Annotated in this window: 14 protein-coding genes; 7 read left to right on the forward strand and 7 right to left on the reverse strand. The window is 37.2% G+C overall.

What is annotated here, in order from left to right; all coding sequences use genetic code 11:
• Window positions 1–37 precede the first annotated feature (37 nt).
• Window positions 38–733 carry a ComF family protein gene (locus IWB64_RS07360; protein WP_194533393.1) on the reverse strand — a complete coding sequence of 232 codons (696 nt, stop codon included), beginning with the start codon at window positions 731–733 and terminating at the stop codon, window positions 38–40.
• Between the two features lie 56 nt (window positions 734–789).
• On the opposite strand from IWB64_RS07360, the gene IWB64_RS07365 reads away from it, so the two are divergent.
• Both IWB64_RS07365 and IWB64_RS07370 read left to right on the forward strand, forming a co-directional pair.
• Entirely contained in the window at window positions 790–1,686 is an 897-nt protein-coding gene (locus IWB64_RS07365; RefSeq protein ID WP_155597866.1) for a hypothetical protein, read from the forward strand.
• A gap of 37 nt (window positions 1,687–1,723) precedes the next feature.
• The gene (locus tag IWB64_RS07370) at window positions 1,724–3,274 is read left to right on the forward strand and encodes a glycine--tRNA ligase (protein WP_194533394.1); all 1,551 of its coding nucleotides are present in this window, start codon (window positions 1,724–1,726) and stop codon (window positions 3,272–3,274) included.
• Here the strand turns inward: IWB64_RS07370 and IWB64_RS07375 are convergent.
• Window positions 3,271–5,352 carry a TonB-dependent receptor family protein gene (locus tag IWB64_RS07375; protein WP_194533395.1) on the reverse strand — a complete coding sequence of 694 codons (2,082 nt, stop codon included), beginning with the start codon at window positions 5,350–5,352 and terminating at the stop codon, window positions 3,271–3,273. The genes IWB64_RS07370 and IWB64_RS07375 overlap by 4 nt on opposite strands.
• 88 nt (window positions 5,353–5,440) lie before the next feature.
• Here IWB64_RS07375 and IWB64_RS07380 point away from each other — a divergent pair, with 88 nt between their 5' ends.
• Both IWB64_RS07380 and IWB64_RS07385 read left to right on the forward strand, forming a co-directional pair.
• Window positions 5,441–6,208 (forward strand): exodeoxyribonuclease III, encoded by a 768-nt coding sequence (locus tag IWB64_RS07380; RefSeq protein WP_194533396.1) that lies wholly within the window; start codon window positions 5,441–5,443, stop codon window positions 6,206–6,208.
• Between the two features lie 146 nt (window positions 6,209–6,354).
• On the forward strand, window positions 6,355–7,395 hold the full coding sequence (locus tag IWB64_RS07385) for an NADP(H)-dependent aldo-keto reductase (protein ID WP_194533397.1): 1,041 nt from the start codon (window positions 6,355–6,357) through the stop codon (window positions 7,393–7,395).
• Between the two features lie 139 nt (window positions 7,396–7,534).
• On the opposite strand, the gene radA is transcribed toward IWB64_RS07385, so the two are convergent.
• The 5 genes from radA to panC form a co-directional block, all read right to left on the reverse strand.
• Window positions 7,535–8,896: a DNA repair protein RadA gene (radA, locus tag IWB64_RS07390; protein WP_194533398.1), complete on the reverse strand. Its 1,362-nt coding sequence runs from the start codon at window positions 8,894–8,896 to the stop codon at window positions 7,535–7,537.
• A gap of 68 nt (window positions 8,897–8,964) precedes the next feature.
• Window positions 8,965–10,107, reverse strand: a complete 1,143-nt coding sequence (locus IWB64_RS07395) for an alpha/beta hydrolase (protein WP_194533399.1) — start codon at window positions 10,105–10,107, stop codon at window positions 8,965–8,967.
• A 27-nt stretch (window positions 10,108–10,134) separates the two neighbouring features.
• A complete protein-coding gene (locus IWB64_RS07400) occupies window positions 10,135–11,100 on the reverse strand; it encodes a lysylphosphatidylglycerol synthase transmembrane domain-containing protein (protein ID WP_194533400.1) in 966 nt (321 codons plus the stop codon).
• Window positions 11,101–11,102: 2 nt separating this feature from the next.
• On the reverse strand, window positions 11,103–11,453 hold the full coding sequence (gene panD / locus IWB64_RS07405; protein WP_194533401.1) for an aspartate 1-decarboxylase: 351 nt from the start codon (window positions 11,451–11,453) through the stop codon (window positions 11,103–11,105).
• Window positions 11,454–11,470: 17 nt separating this feature from the next.
• Window positions 11,471–12,313, reverse strand: coding sequence for a pantoate--beta-alanine ligase (gene panC, locus IWB64_RS07410; protein ID WP_194533402.1), 843 nt, complete (start codon window positions 12,311–12,313; stop codon window positions 11,471–11,473).
• A 106-nt stretch (window positions 12,314–12,419) separates the two neighbouring features.
• Here panC and IWB64_RS07415 point away from each other — a divergent pair, with 106 nt between their 5' ends.
• The 3 genes from IWB64_RS07415 (at window position 12,420) to glmS (ending at window position 17,105) form a co-directional block, all read left to right on the forward strand.
• The gene (locus IWB64_RS07415) at window positions 12,420–13,229 is read left to right on the forward strand and encodes a glycogen/starch synthase (protein WP_194533403.1); all 810 of its coding nucleotides are present in this window, start codon (window positions 12,420–12,422) and stop codon (window positions 13,227–13,229) included.
• 5 nt (window positions 13,230–13,234) lie between these two features.
• The gene (locus IWB64_RS07420; protein WP_194533404.1) at window positions 13,235–15,070 is read left to right on the forward strand and encodes a DUF4270 domain-containing protein; all 1,836 of its coding nucleotides are present in this window, start codon (window positions 13,235–13,237) and stop codon (window positions 15,068–15,070) included.
• A 187-nt stretch (window positions 15,071–15,257) separates the two neighbouring features.
• Complete coding sequence (gene glmS, locus IWB64_RS07425) at window positions 15,258–17,105, forward strand: glutamine--fructose-6-phosphate transaminase (isomerizing) (RefSeq protein ID WP_194533405.1); 1,848 nt, start codon at window positions 15,258–15,260, stop codon at window positions 17,103–17,105.
• Window positions 17,106–17,125: the final 20 nt, after the last annotated feature.

Raw genomic sequence — 17,125 nt, forward strand, 5'->3', positions numbered from 1 at the left:
AGCACAAAGAAACAACTAATTTTCTTTAATTCCACACTTATGGCACTACGGCCATACTTGTAATGTACAGAGTTGTATTTGTTGCTTGTGCCAAAGTTCTTGCACAAATTTCCATAGTGGCACCGGTAGTGATAACATCATCCACAAGTAGAATACGCTTGTCTTTTAAATAACTTGGATCTGATAACGTATATAGGTCTTTGGTGTTTTGCCACCTGCCAATTCTTCCTTTTTTGGTCTGTGTTTTTGTATTTGCTGTTTTGATTAGAATATTATCTACATAATCAGCATTAAGATGAAAGGCCAGCCGTTGTGCAAAAGATGCTACTTGATTGTATCCGCGTTGTCTAAGTTTTTTCTTGTGTAAAGGAACAGGTATAATGAGGTCTATACTATTTAGGAGTTCATGATTTTCTTTTAAGACTTGCCCATACCAATCTCCCAAAAATGTGCCTACCTCTTCTTGATTTTTGTACTTTAAATGGTGAATAAGCTCACGAACGATACCTTTTTCAGAGAAAAAAAGCATTGAACTTGCTTTTTTTATGTTAATTCTACCATAAAATATACGGTCAACTGGGTTTTCATCGTTAAAAGTGTAATCGGTAAGCGGTAAATCGTTTCGGCAAATGGTACAGAGTAGTTTCTCTCCTCCGTTTAAATGAGCATTACATCCAAAACACACCCTTGGCGCTAAGACGGAATTGATATCATTTAGTATATTTGTTAACATTTTAAACACCAAACATTTGCCTTAGTGCAACCTACTTAAAAGCCCCACACGCCCCAATGGACGTTCAAGATACTAAATTTAACTACAAAATAATACTTACTGCACTAGTTGCGGTCCTTATAGGTATCTTAATAGCATTTTACTATAGCTATGCCCAGTCTAGAAGTCAAATCATGTATCTAGAGCAGGAGAAAGAATTACTTGTTAAGGATCTTACTATAATGAGAACTGATGTGGATAGACTTTCAGCTCTCAATGAAGTAAATGAAATTGAACTTGAAAGTTCAAAATATAGGGTACAACAATTGTTAGATTCTGTTGGCCGATTAAACTTCACTGTTGAAAAACTACGAGAGTACAAAACAGAACTACGTAGGTTAGAAGCCAAAAACGATAGTTTAAAGCTTAAGAACAATTTCTTGAGGTACAACAATATGTTACTTTCCGATAAGTACGAGGAAACAAAAAAGCAGATAGAGGTTTTAAGGGGAAAAAGTAGTTCCCTTGCCGAGGCAGAAGCACTTCAAAGAAAAAAGATAAGTGAGTTAAACAAAGAGCTCAAAGCAAAGAAATATTTGGCTTTGCAAAATACTGAAGGAAGTGGTTTTAGATTGCGTTCCGGTAAGCCTATTAAAACAAACAAAGCATCGCTTATAGAAAAGCTTCGCGGTTGTGTTACCGTAGCCGCAGACGGTCATGAATTAAATGCCGAAAAGGTAGTTTATTTTCAATTTTTAGGCCCAAATATGCGGGTTATTGAAGATAATGCCAATACTATTGCAGTAAATGGTAATATTTATAGTAAACGAGTAGAGTTTACTTTTAGTGGAGAAGAGACTAACGTCTGCGACTTCATTACCCTGCCCCAAGGCTCTTTGGAGGAAGGTATCTACAGGCTTAACGTTTTTGAAAACCAAAAACTTCTATCCTCAAGTGAATTTGAACTAAAATAAATTTTCTGTCATTGCCCTAATATTCTATTTTTGCCGCATGGCAAAACAAGAAGACGATTTTAAGAGGGTAATTTCCCATGCAAAGGAATATGGTTATGTATTCCAATCTAGTGAAATTTATGACGGGTTAAGTGCCGTTTACGATTACGCGCAGAACGGTTCTGAACTCAAAAAAAATATAAGGGAGTATTGGTGGATGGCTATGGTACAGCTAAATGAAAATATTGTGGGAATTGATTCCGCAATTTTCATGCACCCTACTACTTGGAAAGCTTCCGGTCATGTAGATGCCTTTAGTGATCCATTAATAGACAATAAGGATTCTAAAAAAAGATACCGTGCAGACGTGCTAGTTGAAGATCACGTAGCAAAAATTGAAGGTAAGATAGAAAAAGAAGTGGCCAAGGCAGCTAAACGCTTTGGTGATAAATTTGATAAAGAGCAGTTCTTGGCTACAAATCCAAGAGTTGTTGATTATCAAGAACAAGCAACGACTATTTTAAAAAGGTTGGGTCAATCTTTGGAAAAAGAAGATTTAGCAGATGTCAAAAGACTGATTGAGGAGTTAGATATTGCCTGTCCTATGTCAGGTTCTAAGAATTGGACAGATGTAAAGCAGTTTAACCTTATGTTCGGTACTAAACTGGGAGCAACTACAGAGACCGCAATGGATCTTTATTTGCGCCCTGAAACTGCTCAAGGTATTTTTGTAAACTTTTTGAATGTTCAGAAAACGGGTAGAATGAAAATTCCTTTTGGTATTGCCCAGACAGGAAAAGCATTCCGTAACGAAATTGTAGCACGACAGTTTATCTTTCGTATGCGCGAGTTTGAACAGATGGAAATGCAATACTTCATTAAACCAGGTACACAGCAAGAATGGTATGAAAAATGGAAAGAGAAGCGCATGAAGTGGCACCTCTCTTTAGGAATGGGGCAAGACAGCTATCGTTTCCATGATCACGAGAAATTAGCTCATTATGCAGATGCTGCTTCGGATATAGAATTCCGTTTTCCTTTTGGATTTAAGGAACTTGAAGGAATACACTCACGAACCGATTTTGATTTATCCAGTCACGAGAAATTTTCTGGTAGAAAACTACAATATTTTGACCCTGAAACTAGGGAAAGTTATGTGCCGTACGTACTTGAGACCTCCATTGGTCTAGATCGTATGTTCTTGGCTGTTTTTTCTAATTCTTTAAAAGAAGAAGAGTTAGAGAATGGAACAACTAGAACGGTCTTAAAATTACCTGCTGTTTTGGCACCTACTAAAGCTGCAATATTTCCATTGGTAAAAAAAGATGGCTTACCTGAGATTGCACATGACATTATTAAAGACCTTAAGTGGGATTTTAATGTTATATATGATGAGAAAGATGCTGTTGGACGCCGTTATAGAAGACAAGATGCCAATGGTACTCCTTTCTGTATAACTGTTGATCACCAGACAAAAGAAGATAATACGGTAACCATTCGTCACCGTGATTCTATGGAGCAAGAACGTGTTGAAATATCGAAATTAAAATCGATTATTCATGCAGCTGTAGATATGAAAGGCTGGTTAATGAAGATGGAAGAGTCTTAGATTCGTATCCCTAATTTCAGGCTTCCGTACCAATTACGCCCGTTTCCAGGGTAATAATAACGAGGCTCACTGCCACCGAATCCTGTAGCGTTAATTAGAACCGATTGGGCATATTCTGTATCAAAAATATTATTGATACCGAGATTAAGCCCAATCGTGAAACGCGAGGATAGTTGCTTTTTGTATCCAATTTTTGTGTTTAGTACATTGAATGCATCACTGTATAGCGTGTTAGCATCTGTCAATGATATTTTATCTACATATTGGTGAGTGGTATTCCAATAGAATCCGTTGTTCATTTGCATCTGAAGACCAGAATTTAATCGGTTTTTTGGCACACCTGTTAACGGGTTTCCAGAAAAATCATTTTCTCCATCAATAAATTCTACAAAGCTGAAGTCACTCAACGTATAATTTATGAACGGTCTCATTTGAAGGTTAGGGGTGAGTGCAATAGTGTAGCTTAATTCTAAATCTATTCCTTGGTGTTTGGTGCTTCCTGCATTTTTTCCAATATACTGGTCTTCGCCAATTCTTTGGTCCACCAAAAGGTTTTCAATGTTCATGCGATAGACGGCGAGGTCTACGTGAAGTTTCTTATTGAAGAAATTAAACTGACCTCCAAGTTCATAATTAATTCCTGTTTCTTGTGCAATGTCAGGGTTGATGACACCTTCTGGAGTTAATGATCTTTCTAGACTTGGGTTAGAGAAGCCGCGGCTAATATTGGCGTATATAAAATGGTATTCATTCAGTTTGTAATTTAAATCAAGGCTCGGTAGTACTATCGCTTTAAAGTCGCGTTTAGCATTTTTGTTATCAGAACCTGAATTGAATTTGTCTCTAAAATCATAATGGGTCTTGTTGATATTTAGGCCTATTTGGGCAGTGAACTCATCTGTAAGGGGAAGCGTTAAGGAACCAAAACCATTAAATTTTCTGCGAAATTCTTTATTATCACTAATGCGCCCTCCCTTTAAGCTGCCATTACCGTTATTCTCTTCGTATAGATTATCAAACGTACCCCAATTGTATTCATCTTTATAAAGTTCTGCTCCAAAGGTGTACTTCGCTTTTCTTTGCAGAAAATTAAAATTTCCTGAAAACCGAGTTCTAAAGCCATAACCATTAGTGATTTCATCCAAAATATTGAAGGGTCTTGGTTCATAATGGTCAAGATAGGTGTAAAAAATGCTTGTGGTGTTTTCTAATCTAGAGCTAAATTCATGTTGGTATGAAAATCCGGCTAAAGTATAATTGTTATCCTCAAAACCTTGTGCTGATTTCCAAGTAAAAGCTGCTTGTTTTGGGTCTTCATCAAATGCAGAACGACTTATGGAGCTAGGTATTTGTGCTGAATAATCAATATGGTTTAGTAAAAATGAAACCTTACTTTTTGAATTAATTTTATACGATGTGTTTACTAAAATTCCATCGCGTTCAAACCTGTTATTCTCTCGGTACCCATCGGTTTCCATATGTCCATAACGAACCATTAATGCTAATCTGTTATTCGAATGAGAGAATCTAAGATTGTTCTTTATAAGCCCGTATGAACCTGTTGTGAAATTATTCTCAAGGCTAGTAGCTTCTTTAGTGTTTTCTCCTGAGTGTAATATAATGGCGCCCCCAAGACCTGTGCCATATGCAGTGCCTTTTGGACCTTTAATGATCTCTATGCCGTCTAAATTTTCTAAATCGTAAGTCTCAATGGTAGATGATCCTGTTCCATTTGTTAGGGGTATATCATTATAATAAAGCTGAAGCTTGTCCGTCCCGAACTGGGAACGAGCGCCAATACCCCTAATTGTAATTTTGTTAGTGTTTAAAGCTCCGGAAAGAACGAAGACCCCTGGTATTTGATTAATAGCAGAAACCATATCTACTGGGCTGTAATTCTGAAAACTTTTTATACCTATAATTGAAGATGGAACAATTCCCGTGGCCTGTTTTTTTATAATTGTATCGGTTAGAACTACTTCCTTTAATACGGTAACACTATCTTTTTGAACAGGACTTTGTGCCTCTGTGATTTGTATAAAAAAAATAAGAATAAGGGCTGTGAAAATCGACTTCATTTAGGGCTTTTGTTAGAAGACCCCAAAAATAACAAACTTCATGGGCTTCTTGGTTCACATTGCTTATTTTCGTAAAAAAGTAAAAATCGTGAAGATAGTATCGTATAACGTAAACGGCATTCGTGCTGCATTGAACAAGGGTTTTATAGAGTGGTTGCAAGCGGTTGATCCAGATGTAGTTTGTCTTCAGGAAATAAAGGCTATGGAGGAGCAGTTAGACCTTTCTCTTTTTGAAGAGGCGGGCTATAAATACAATTACTGGTTCAGTGCGCAAAAGAAGGGGTATAGCGGTACCGCTATTCTATCTAAAACGCAACCAGATACTGTCCAAAAAGGAACGGGTATAGATTATATGGATTTTGAAGGACGTAATATTAGGGCAGATTTTGGTGATATTTCAATCATGAGCATGTATCTCCCTTCAGGTACTAATTTGGCGCGTTTAGATCTCAAATTGCAGTATATGGCAGATTTTCAAGAATATGCAGATGGTCTTAGGAAAACACGTCCCAATCTAATTGTTTTAGGCGATTATAATATTTGTCATAAAGCAATAGATATTCATGATCCCGTTCGTAATAAGAATGTATCTGGTTTTCTACCTGTTGAACGAGAGTGGATGGGCGATTTCATGAATAGCGGATTTATTGATAGCTTCCGTCATTTCAACGAAGAACCCGATAATTATACTTGGTGGAGTTACCGAGCCAATTCTAGAAACAATAATAAAGGATGGCGTTTGGATTATGCCATGGTAGCCGATTCTTTAAGGGGTCGATTAAAACGATCAGTAATACTCGCAGAAGCCAAACATAGTGATCATTGTCCTATTTTGGTAGAGATTGATATGGTTTAATCTGGTCGATCCGTTAGGTTTTTTCCTGTACATATGTATTTTGTCGATTTTCAGGCAACAATCGATAAGGGGTTTTTTGTAACCCTTCAAATTGCTTAGATTTGGGCTTTTTGAAAATAGTACCCCAATAATACCCCAAAGTACACATGAAGAATACTACCCTACCCTACACTGACATTGAAGTCAGTAAAATTTGCCTTGGTACAATGACCTGGGGCAAACAGAATACCGAAGCGGAAGGCCACGAACAGATGGATTTTGCTTTAGAAAATGGAGTTAACTTTTTTGATACTGCAGAGTTGTATCCTGTTCCCGCGCATCCGGACCGTCATTCGGAAACCGAGAAAATAATTGGAACGTGGTTCAAGAAAAATGGCAATCGCAATAAAGTCATACTCGGAACCAAAATTGCTGGTAAGGCCGATTTTACAAAGTTTATCCGAACTACAGGTTTCTCGCCAGATGCTATTCGTAGTGCTGTTGAGGGAAGTTTAGAACGCCTTCAGACCGATTATATAGACCTTTATCAACTGCATTGGCCAGAAAGAAATACCAATTACTTTGGGAAAAGAGGTTATAAGCATGATATATCTGACCATTGGGAAGATAATATTCATCAAGTGTTGGAAACCATGCGCGATTTAATTCGTGAAGGAAAAATTAGACACGTAGGCATATCCAATGAGACTCCCTGGGGAGCTATGCGTTTTTTAACGGAGAGTAAAGTTCATGCAGGTTTGCCTCGTGCTATTACCATACAGAATCCATACAGCCTTTTGAACCGCCAGTTTGAGGTTGGTCTTTCTGAAATTTCATTGCGTGAGAAGATTGGCCTTTTGGCATATTCCCCAATGGGTTTTGGAACATTATCCGGAAAGTATTTAGGAGGTATGAAGCCTGCAACGGGAAGAATTACATTGTTTCCTAACTACAATAGATACAGTAATGAGCCAGCAATACAGGCAACTGAGAGGTATCATGAACTAGCACAGCAGCACGGACTTTCTATGGCGCAAATGGCTTTGGCTTTTGTAAACACAAGACCGTTCGTTACGAGTACCATTATTGGGGCTACTTCAATGAAACAATTGCAGGAGAATATTGAAAGTATAGATTTGAAATTGAGCGAAGAGGTGCTTGAAGGCATCGAAGCGATACACAATTCTATACCTAATCCGGCACCATAAATAGGCTATATGTTCTTTCTAAAGGTAGGCTTTGGCCAGTTGATAGTAATTGTGGTCGTAATCTTGATAATCATGGTTACCGCCCGGATACTTCGTGATAAGAGGTAGGGGCGTTCTGTTGATTTTTCAGATAAGTAGATTAGCCAAAAAGAGAGTTGAACATATCTTCTATTCTTGAGATAAGATGCACTTCTATTTTTGAATTTTTTAAGGTAATTTTATTATTCTTAGAAACATAAATAGAAGTGAAACCCAGTTTTTCAGCTTCAGAAATACGTTGGTCTACCCGTTGTACTGGCCGTATTTCACCTGCAAGACCAACCTCTGCAGCAAAACAGACGCCCTTTTCAATGGGAATATCTTCATTGCTGGATAGAATGGCCGCAACTACTGCTAAGTCAATAGCTGGGTCATCAACTGAAATTCCACCAGTAATATTCAAAAAGACATCTTTTGCTCCTAATTTAAAACCAGCCCGCTTTTCAAGAACGGCCAACAGCATATTTAGACGCTTAGCATTGTAGCCTGTAGTAGAGCGCTGTGGCGTACCATAAACGGCTGTACTTACCAAAGCTTGGATTTCTATCATTAATGGGCGCATGCCTTCTATGGTAGATGCAATGGCAGTGCCACTTAATCCTTCATCATTTTTAGAAATCAGTATTTCAGAAGGGTTGTTAACTTGTCTTAGCCCGCCACCTAACATTTCATAAATACCTAATTCTGCCGTTGATCCAAAACGGTTTTTTAAAGCTCTAAGGATTCGGTATACGTAGTTTCTATCGCCTTCGAACTGTAATACGGTATCAACCATGTGTTCCAAGATTTTGGGTCCTGCAATGGAACCATCTTTGGTAATATGGCCAATTAGAATAACTGGTGTGTTGGTTTCTTTGGCAAATTTGATGAGTTCTGCAGTACACTCACGTACTTGAGAGATGCTTCCTGCAGCAGACTCTATGTAATCTGAATGTAGTGTTTGGATGGAATCGATAACAACTATATCCGGTTCCGTGGTTTCTATTTGTTTAAAGATGTTTTGGGTCTTGGTTTCTGTAAGTATAAAACAGGTTTCGCTGTTCGGGTGAATTCTATCTGCCCGCATTTTAATCTGTTTTTGACTTTCTTCCCCAGAAACGTAAAGAGTTTTATAGGGAAGTTTAAGAGCGATCTGTAAAAGCAAGGTGCTTTTTCCAACTCCAGGTTCGCCGCCAAGTAAAACTAAAGCTCCAGGTACTAGTCCGCCGCCTAAAACACGGTTGAATTCTAAATCAAATGTGTCTAGTCTAAGCTCTTTGTCCGTGCTAATTTCATTAACACGTAAGGGTTTTGCTATTTTTTTGACCGTTGTAGTACTTGCCTTCCAACTTGTTTTTTCTTCCTTTTGAACGACTTCTTCAACTACGGTGTTCCATTCTTTGCAAGCAGAACATTGTCCCACCCATTTGGCGTATTGAGTGCCACAGTTCTGGCAGAAAAAAGCTGTTTTTGTTTTGGCCATACCTTGATTTGAGGATTGGCCTTAAAGGTAAAACTTTGTTTGATAATTAGCGCTGTGTAGTTTGTGATTTAGTAACCAAAATCAGCTTTTAAAGCATCTATTTTTTCTAAAGCCATCTCTTTGGTAAGGAAATCTATTTCATCCATAGCAAATGCTTTTTCAAAAGTTTTGAACGCTTTCTTTGGTTCGCCCATCTGCTCGTAATATTCACCTTCAAAGTAGAAACCCATCATGGTATCTGGAAATTCTTTTTTACAAAGTTCTGCAAGAGGTTTTAAAGATTCTGTATCCTCCTTTTTTCGGCATGCGGCATAGATGGCCATAATATCGTTCAGGTCAACTGTTTTTTTAACTCGGAACAAATCCTCTATATTTTGATATTTGTTTTCTAAATATTGAAAAACAGGCGCTTCAGAAGTTAATATTTGATTTTTGTACTCCTTAGGGCTGATTGGCTTGAACATGCCAAAAATATTATCAAAAACCTTTCCTAGACCGTAAGTGGCTATGGAAACATGATCAGCACCATCATATTGCTGAAAGTTGTAATGGAGGGATTCCTTGTCAATGGCCTTAATGGCCTTGTCCATCTGAAGAATTCGTGAAGTGTTCTTGTTTTTTTCAGTCTCTACTATTAATTCATAGAAAATTTGTTTGTCAAAAGCAGCTAAACGTGCTGGAACTCTGGTTTCCATTTCTGGAGCTAAATCCGGGGAAATATTCACATAAGCATTGAACAGCGAATTTTCTTTAAAAAGCCAATAGTTGGTGAAATTAGCGGTGATATCATACCCAACAATCATTTTGAAAGGTGCTGTACTGTAAGTTAAATCTAGGTAAGGTATAATTTCCATTCCTAGAAACTCGAAGAATTTTTTTGCTTTTTCAGAAGGAAGACCAGAATCAGGGTCAAAAGCACAATCGTCAAAACGAATACTTTTTTTGCTTTGCTCCACACCTACAATTATACTGGCAGGCATGCCATGAAATTTATGGTAAAACTTAGCGTTGGCTACTACCTGATCAAAAAGGTACTCGCCATCTAGAACAACAATTAAAGGGTATTTTTTTTCTTTGTCGTAATCTTCTGGAAAGTAGTATTTTACGTCTCGTCTCTCTTGTAATTTAAAAGATTCAAAGATCTCTTGTGTAACTTGTGCGTTGAGGCTCGCGCAAAGCAGGCATGCAAAAAAAGTAAGTTTGCGTAACATGGTTTAGTTTTTGGGTACAACGAAACCTTATCGGCTTCTGTTGAATAACGGTAATACCAGAAAAGATATTGCCCCAAAAACGACGATCATTAGAGTTTGTGCAATCCACATAATCCATCCGAAGGCATCACCGGACACCGCGCTAATGCCAAAAATGGTCAACGCACTGCTTACTGCTATGGGGTATAGGCCAATGCCACCATTGGTAGCCGTCATTGCAAAAGACCCAGCTACAAAAGCAACCATAAGTTGACTTAACGATAGGTGTATGGTTTCGGGTACGGTAAATTTAATGACCCAAAGCATGCCAATGTAACAACCCCAAATAAAAAGGGTGTGCAGTACAAACGCCCATTTCTTTTTCATTTTAAAAATGCTAAAAACACCTTCCATAAGTCCTTTAACGAAGCCTTTAATCTTGATGGCTATTTTATGCGACGATTTTTTAATGAAAATAAAAAAGAATACCAGACCTACAAGTCCTGCTCCCATCAATAGTAATAGTCCTTTAATGTTGAACCCTTTATCTTGTAGAAAACCTAAAATAATATCTGTCTGTAAGAGTAAAGTGATGCCTATTAGCGATAAAAGCATAATTACATCAATAACACGCTCTGTTACAATAGTTCCAAACCCTTTTTCAAAAGGCACGCCTTCATAGGTGGTGAGGGCTGTGGCTCTAAGAATCTCCCCTGTTCTTGGTATGCCTAGGTTTGCAAAATAGGCCATCAAAATGATAAAAATATTGTTTATTATTTTAGGTTTGTAACCTAAAGGTTCCAATAAAAAGTTCCAACGAACGGCCCTAGAGATATGGCCTAGGATACCGAGTAGTATAGAAATGCTAACCCAAAAAAGGTCAGCTTCCTTAATGTAAAATAATATTTGAGTTCTATCTTCTGGTGATGTCTTATAATAAGAGTACCAAACTAAAAAAACTCCCAAGGCTATTGGGAGTAGTGTTTTTAGAATCTTTTTAAGTTTCTCGTTCAATTTTACTTCAATAAATTGGTTTCTTCGTTAGGGAATACCAATGAAGGGTTAAACTTTTTAGCTTCTTCAATATCCATTCTACCATAGGTAATAAGAATAAGAATATCACCAACAGCTACTTTTCTGGACGCTGCACCATTTAAAGTAATTTCACCACTTTTTCTTGGCCCTGGTATAGCATAGGTTTCTAGCCGCTCACCATTGTTATTGTTTACAATCTGTACTTTTTCACCTCTTATAATGTTTGCTGCATCCATTAAATCTTCATCAATAGTGATGCTACCGATATAATTTAAATCGGCTCCGGTAACTTTTACACGGTGTATTTTAGATTTTACAACTTCTATTTGCATGGGATAAAGGTAATTAATTATAGGGCAATATTGTCTATTAGCCGAACTCCGTCAGCATAAACGGCGATAAACGCTCTATATTTTAGTTTTTCGTTTTTTCTTGTAATTGGGCTTAGGGTTTCTACATCGGTTATTTCAATATATTCCAACTCTAAATCTTCTTGTTCTTTAAATTGTATTTTGACCCAATCTAATATGTAATTAGCACTTTCCGTGCCAAATTTTTCTTTGACAGTTAGTAGTGTATTGTAAATGAACGAGGCTTTTTGTCGTAATGATGTGGATAACCTTTCATTACGTGAGCTCATGGCCAAGCCATTGGCTTCCCTAACAATTGGGCAGCCTATAATCTCCACAGGAATCTGCTGTTGTTTTACCAGCTTTCTTATAATTTGTAGTTGTTGAAAGTCCTTTTCTCCAAAGTAAGCCCTGTCTGGTTTTACAAGTAAAAGAAGCGCTTCAACAATAGTACCCACCCCATTAAAGTGGTCATCTCTAAATGCACCTTCCATAACCGTGTCTAAGCCTTCAAAATCATACTTCTTGGCTTTAATATTTTGATCATAGACTTCATCCGCAGAAGGAGAAAAAATAAGGATATCTTCCGAAATATTAGAAAGTAAATCCAAATCGGCTTCAAAAGTATCCGGATATTTAGCAAGATCTTCCTTATTGTCAAACTGCGTGGGGTTTACGAAAATACTTACTACAACGGTTTGATTTTCTTTAACTGCCTTTTGAACCAGGGAGGCATGACCAGTGTGAAGTGCACCCAAGGTGGGTACGAGCCCTAATTTATTTATTTTAGGCAGGGTTGAAATGTGATCGGAGAGTTCTTTTTTAGTTTTGAATACTAGCATAGGTTTGGTTTAAAAGCGAGCAAACTTACTATAATTACGGCTAATCTGTAGAATTTTCGTAATTTTGCACGCACGTTGCACCAAATAAATAAAAAACATTGCATATATGAATGGTAAAAAGATATTGTTCGTCTCGTCGGAGTTAGTACCCTACCTTCCACAGAACGAAGTTTCCCTAATGTCTTATGAAACTCCTAGGATGGTCAACAGTAATGGCGGTCAAATCCGGATTTTTATGCCGAGATATGGCAATATAAACGAGCGTAGACACCAACTTCACGAGGTGATACGTTTGTCAGGTATGAATTTAGTTATCAATGACATGGATATGCCTCTTATAATTAAGGTGGCTTCCATACCTCGCGAGCGTATTCAGGTTTATTTTATAGACAATGATGAGTATTTTAAGCGTAAGGCTACGTTTACTGATACGGACGGTAATTTGTTTCCGGACAACGATCAAAGAGCTATCTTTTTTGCCAAGGGTGTTGTTGAAACAGTCAAGAAGTTAAATTGGTCTCCAGATATAATACATGTTCATGGGTGGTTGGCTTCTTTGTTGCCATTGTATTTAAAAAAATACTATGCAGACGAGCCATTGTTCAATGCTAGTAAAATAGTCACTTCGGTTTATGGTAAATCTTTTGAAGGTGAACTAGATTCTGATATGATTAAGAAAGTAGCTTTTGATGGTATTTCAGAAGATAGTATTCAGGATCTTAAAACCCCCAATTATAATAATTTGTTAAAGATTGCTGTAGATAACTCGGATGCTGTTATTTTAGCTGCGGAAGATATTCCAGAAGATTTACAGAGTCATATATCCAACCTTGAAAAACCTGTGTTGCCATATGTTACCTTACAAGAATTTGAGGAAGCCTATGCCAATTTTTATAACACTGAAGTTTTAAAATAGCCCGAATGATTTTTTTGAACAGATTAAAACTTCCTGCTCTTGCAGTAATAGCACTTGTCACCATCTTTGCATCTTGTGAAGAAGACTTAACAACCGTTGGCTCTGGTGTAGTTGGAGGGGAGCCGTTCAAAAACAATAAGGCTGTTTTTGACGTTTTTGCCTATAATAAGAAGATTAAGGCGGTTGCTACTAATCAATTGCCTATATATCAATTAGGTATTTATGACGACCCTCTTTACGGAAGAACTGAGGCGCAAGTAACTACTCAAGTTTTGTTGCCTAGTGCTAATCCTACTTTTGGGACGTATTCTCAATTACTAGAAGAAACAGAGAATGCAAGTGTACTTGCTCAGATACCGGAAAATGAAACGATAGATTCAGTATACCTATATATTCCATTTTTGACGAACCCTACAGGAGATGCAGATTTAGATGGTCTTATTGATGAGTTAGATGCTGACCCATTAGATCCAAATAGTGATACTGATGGAGGTGGTCTTACAGATAGTCAAGAAGATGTAAAAGGTTCAAATCCTCTTGATGATGCTGATGATGCTGATGATGCTGATTTTGTAGCAGATCAGTTTGCTAAAACTTTTGACTTGGATAGTATCTATGTTGATAGTAGATTGTATGATCAGGATATTGATAACCCAACGTTTAATCTAAAAGTACAACAATCTACTTTTTTTATGCGAGACTTGGATCCTACTGCTAATTTTCAAGAAGCGCAAGAGTATTACTCTAACCAAGAGTTTCCGGCTAATTCGTTCGGTGAAGTTCTTTATGACAGTTCGGTCGTAGGTCCACTGGTTATTAGTTCTGAACAAATAGCTTTACGCCAACGAGATGATGAATCAACTGAGGACGTTATAGAATCTGATCAGTTTAGTTATTTGAATCCAGGTATTCGAGTAGCTTTGGATAAAGACTTTTTTCAGGAAAATATTTTAGATAAAGAGGGTTCATCTGAACTTACTACTCAAGCAAATTTTAAGGAGTTTTTAAGAGGATTGCATTTGTCTGTTACAGAAGGCGGTCAAGATGTAATGTTTTTGTTCAACCTAAAATCAGCAAGTATTACGGTCTCTTATAGTTATGATAGTGCAGATACAGATGGGGTAGTTACTCAACAAAGTAAGCAGGGAGACTTAGTACTTAATTTCATGCAAGATATTTTCAGTTCAACAACGGGCTTGGTTACGAGTACCGAGGGTAATGCGGCAAATACGTTTGTTAATGAATTATATCCCAATGAAATATCAGATAATTTAGATACTGGTGAAAATGCATCTAAGATTTATTTGAAAGGTGGAGCTGGTTCTTTTGCCGAAATTAAACTATTCGATGACGCAAACAGTAGAGAGGCTATAAATGAAATAAAAGCTAATAATTGGATTATTAATAATGCCAATCTTGTGTTTTATGTAGCTGATGATAATTTAGGCGCAGAGCCTCAAAAATTGTATTTATATAATAAGTCAACTAATGCAAGTTTGCCTCTATCAGCAATTGATGCTACTAGTCAATTGGCTGAGTATGATGGGGAATTAGAGACTTCCAGTGCTGCAAAAGGTGTCAAATACACCGTAGATGTTACTACTTATATTAATAGTCTTGTGTTGGATGATGCAGAAAATGTCACTTTAGGGCTTACAACTACACCTAACCTGTTTTTTTCTACTACGCGTAATGCTATGCTGGAGAACAATGTTGAAGAAGAATTACCGGTTGCAAATACTTTAACGCCATTAGGTACTTCTCTGTATGGTAGCGAAGTTAGTGCAGCTGATTCTGATAAGAAGTTACAGCTTGAAATTTTCTATACCGAAACCAACTAGTTTTTATACAAAACAATTACTCTAATTTTATTTACGCGAGTTTACGCTTTAAGCAGTGAGATTAACCTTACTATACCAATAAACGTTATTTTTCGTTTTATAGGTGTGTTTTAGGGAGATTTCGCCAGCTTCTAGTACATTTGCGGCAAAGTGTTTATTTCCCCCAACTTAAATTAACTTATACAGTATGTGTGGAATAGTAGGTTATATAGGGCATAGAGATGCCTATCCGATTATAGTAAAAGGTTTACAACGTCTTGAATATAGAGGATATGATAGTGCCGGTGTTGCAATTTACGACGGCGAAAAAATAAACTTGGCAAAGACCAAGGGTAAAGTTGAAGATTTAAAGAAAAAGGCCGAAAGTACTATTTCTATAGAAGGAAAATTAGGTATTGGTCATACACGTTGGGCTACCCATGGGGTGCCAAACGATGTTAATTCTCATCCACATTATTCTAATTCCGGTGATTTAGTAATTATCCATAACGGAATTATTGAAAATTATGAGTCTATAAAGAAAGAACTTACCAAAAGAGGGTATACTTTTAAATCAGATACAGATACGGAAGTTTTAATTAACCTTATTGAAGAGGTTCAAAAGTCTGAAGATGTAAAGTTGGGCAAAGCTGTTCAGCTTGCTTTGAATGAAGTAGTAGGTGCTTATGCTATTGCTGTTTTTGATATTAAGAAGCCTGATGAGATAGTGGTTGCCAAATTAGGTAGTCCATTAGCAATTGGAGTTGGTGATAATGAATTTTTCATTGCTTCTGATGCTTCGCCATTTATTGAGTTCACCAATAATGCTATATACCTTCAAGACGAAGAAATGGCTATTATTCGACTAGGGAAGGAAATCAAGCTCCGTAAAATAAAAAATGATGCTGTAGCATACCCGAATATTCTCGAATTGAAAATGAATATCGAGGAGATTGAAAAAGGTGGTTATGATCATTTTATGCTCAAGGAAATTTATGAGCAACCAAGGGCTATTTTGGATACCTATAGAGGTAGGTTACGTGCAGCTCAAGGTCTTGTAAAGATGGCTGGTATTGATGAGAATTTAGAAAAGTTCATGAACGCTAACCGCATAATTATTGTGGCTTGTGGAACTTCTTGGCATGCAGGTCTGGTTGCCGAGTATATATTTGAAGATTTGGCAAGAATACCAGTAGAAGTAGAGTACGCTTCTGAGTTTAGATATAGAAACCCTGTCATTACAGATAAGGATGTGCTTATTGCCATTTCTCAATCTGGTGAAACTGCAGATACTTTGGCCGCTATAAAATTGGCAAAGGAAAAAGGAGCTTATGTATTTGGTGTTTGTAATGTGGTAGGTTCTTCTATTGCTAGAGAATCAGATTCAGGCGCTTATACTCATGCCGGTCCGGAGATAGGAGTGGCCTCAACCAAAGCTTTTACAACGCAGATTACTGTTCTTACGCTAATTGCGTTAAAATTGGCAAAGGAAAAAGGTGCTTTTTCTCAATCTAGATTCCATGAATTTTTGACTGAACTAGAAACTATTCCTGCTAAGGTAGAGAAAGTGTTAGAAAGCAATGCTCTTATAGAAAAGATTGCAGAGGTTTATAAGGATTCTACCAATTGTTTATATCTGGGTAGAGGGTATAATTTCCCTGTAGCTTTGGAAGGAGCGCTTAAACTTAAAGAAATTAGTTATATTCATGCTGAAGGATATCCTGCTGCAGAGATGAAGCATGGACCTATCGCATTGATAGATGAACAAATGCCAGTATTTGTGATTGCCACTAAGAGAGGTCATTATGAAAAAGTGGTAAGTAATATTCAAGAAATCAAATCAAGAAAAGGAAAGATAATAGCTATTGTAACAGAAGGTGATACACAGGTTAAGGAACTTGCCGATCATGTAATTGAAGTGCCTGAGACTTTGGAAAGCCTTACGCCATTATTAACTACAATTCCGTTGCAACTGTTGTCATACCACATTGCGGTAATGCGTAATTGTAATGTAGATCAGCCTAGAAACTTGGCAAAATCGGTTACGGTAGAATAAACAGTTATTAAATAATAGTA

Origin of the sequence: Zobellia nedashkovskayae (assembly GCF_015330125.1) — a bacterium.
In the GTDB taxonomy this organism is placed as follows: Bacteria; Bacteroidota; Bacteroidia; order Flavobacteriales; family Flavobacteriaceae; genus Zobellia; species Zobellia nedashkovskayae.

What these genes read in the sequence shown, in the direction of transcription:
- panC (WP_194533402.1), bottom strand. Translation starts at nt 12,313, where the DNA reads ATGCTAGTATTCAAAACTAAAAAAGAACTCTCCGATCACATTTCAACC.
- IWB64_RS07395 (WP_194533399.1), bottom strand. Translation starts at nt 10,107, where the DNA reads ATGTTACGCAAACTTACTTTTTTTGCATGCCTGCTTTGCGCGAGCCTC.
- glmS (WP_194533405.1), top strand. Translation starts at nt 15,258, where the DNA reads ATGTGTGGAATAGTAGGTTATATAGGGCATAGAGATGCCTATCCGATT.
- IWB64_RS07420 (WP_194533404.1), top strand. Translation starts at nt 13,235, where the DNA reads ATGATTTTTTTGAACAGATTAAAACTTCCTGCTCTTGCAGTAATAGCA.
- IWB64_RS07370 (WP_194533394.1), top strand. Translation starts at nt 1,724, where the DNA reads ATGGCAAAACAAGAAGACGATTTTAAGAGGGTAATTTCCCATGCAAAG.
- panD (WP_194533401.1), bottom strand. Translation starts at nt 11,453, where the DNA reads ATGCAAATAGAAGTTGTAAAATCTAAAATACACCGTGTAAAAGTTACC.
- radA (WP_194533398.1), bottom strand. Translation starts at nt 8,896, where the DNA reads ATGGCCAAAACAAAAACAGCTTTTTTCTGCCAGAACTGTGGCACTCAA.
- IWB64_RS07385 (WP_194533397.1), top strand. Translation starts at nt 6,355, where the DNA reads ATGAAGAATACTACCCTACCCTACACTGACATTGAAGTCAGTAAAATT.
- IWB64_RS07375 (WP_194533395.1), bottom strand. Translation starts at nt 5,352, where the DNA reads ATGAAGTCGATTTTCACAGCCCTTATTCTTATTTTTTTTATACAAATC.
- IWB64_RS07360 (WP_194533393.1), bottom strand. Translation starts at nt 733, where the DNA reads ATGTTAACAAATATACTAAATGATATCAATTCCGTCTTAGCGCCAAGG.
- IWB64_RS07365 (WP_155597866.1), top strand. Translation starts at nt 790, where the DNA reads ATGGACGTTCAAGATACTAAATTTAACTACAAAATAATACTTACTGCA.
- IWB64_RS07415 (WP_194533403.1), top strand. Translation starts at nt 12,420, where the DNA reads ATGAATGGTAAAAAGATATTGTTCGTCTCGTCGGAGTTAGTACCCTAC.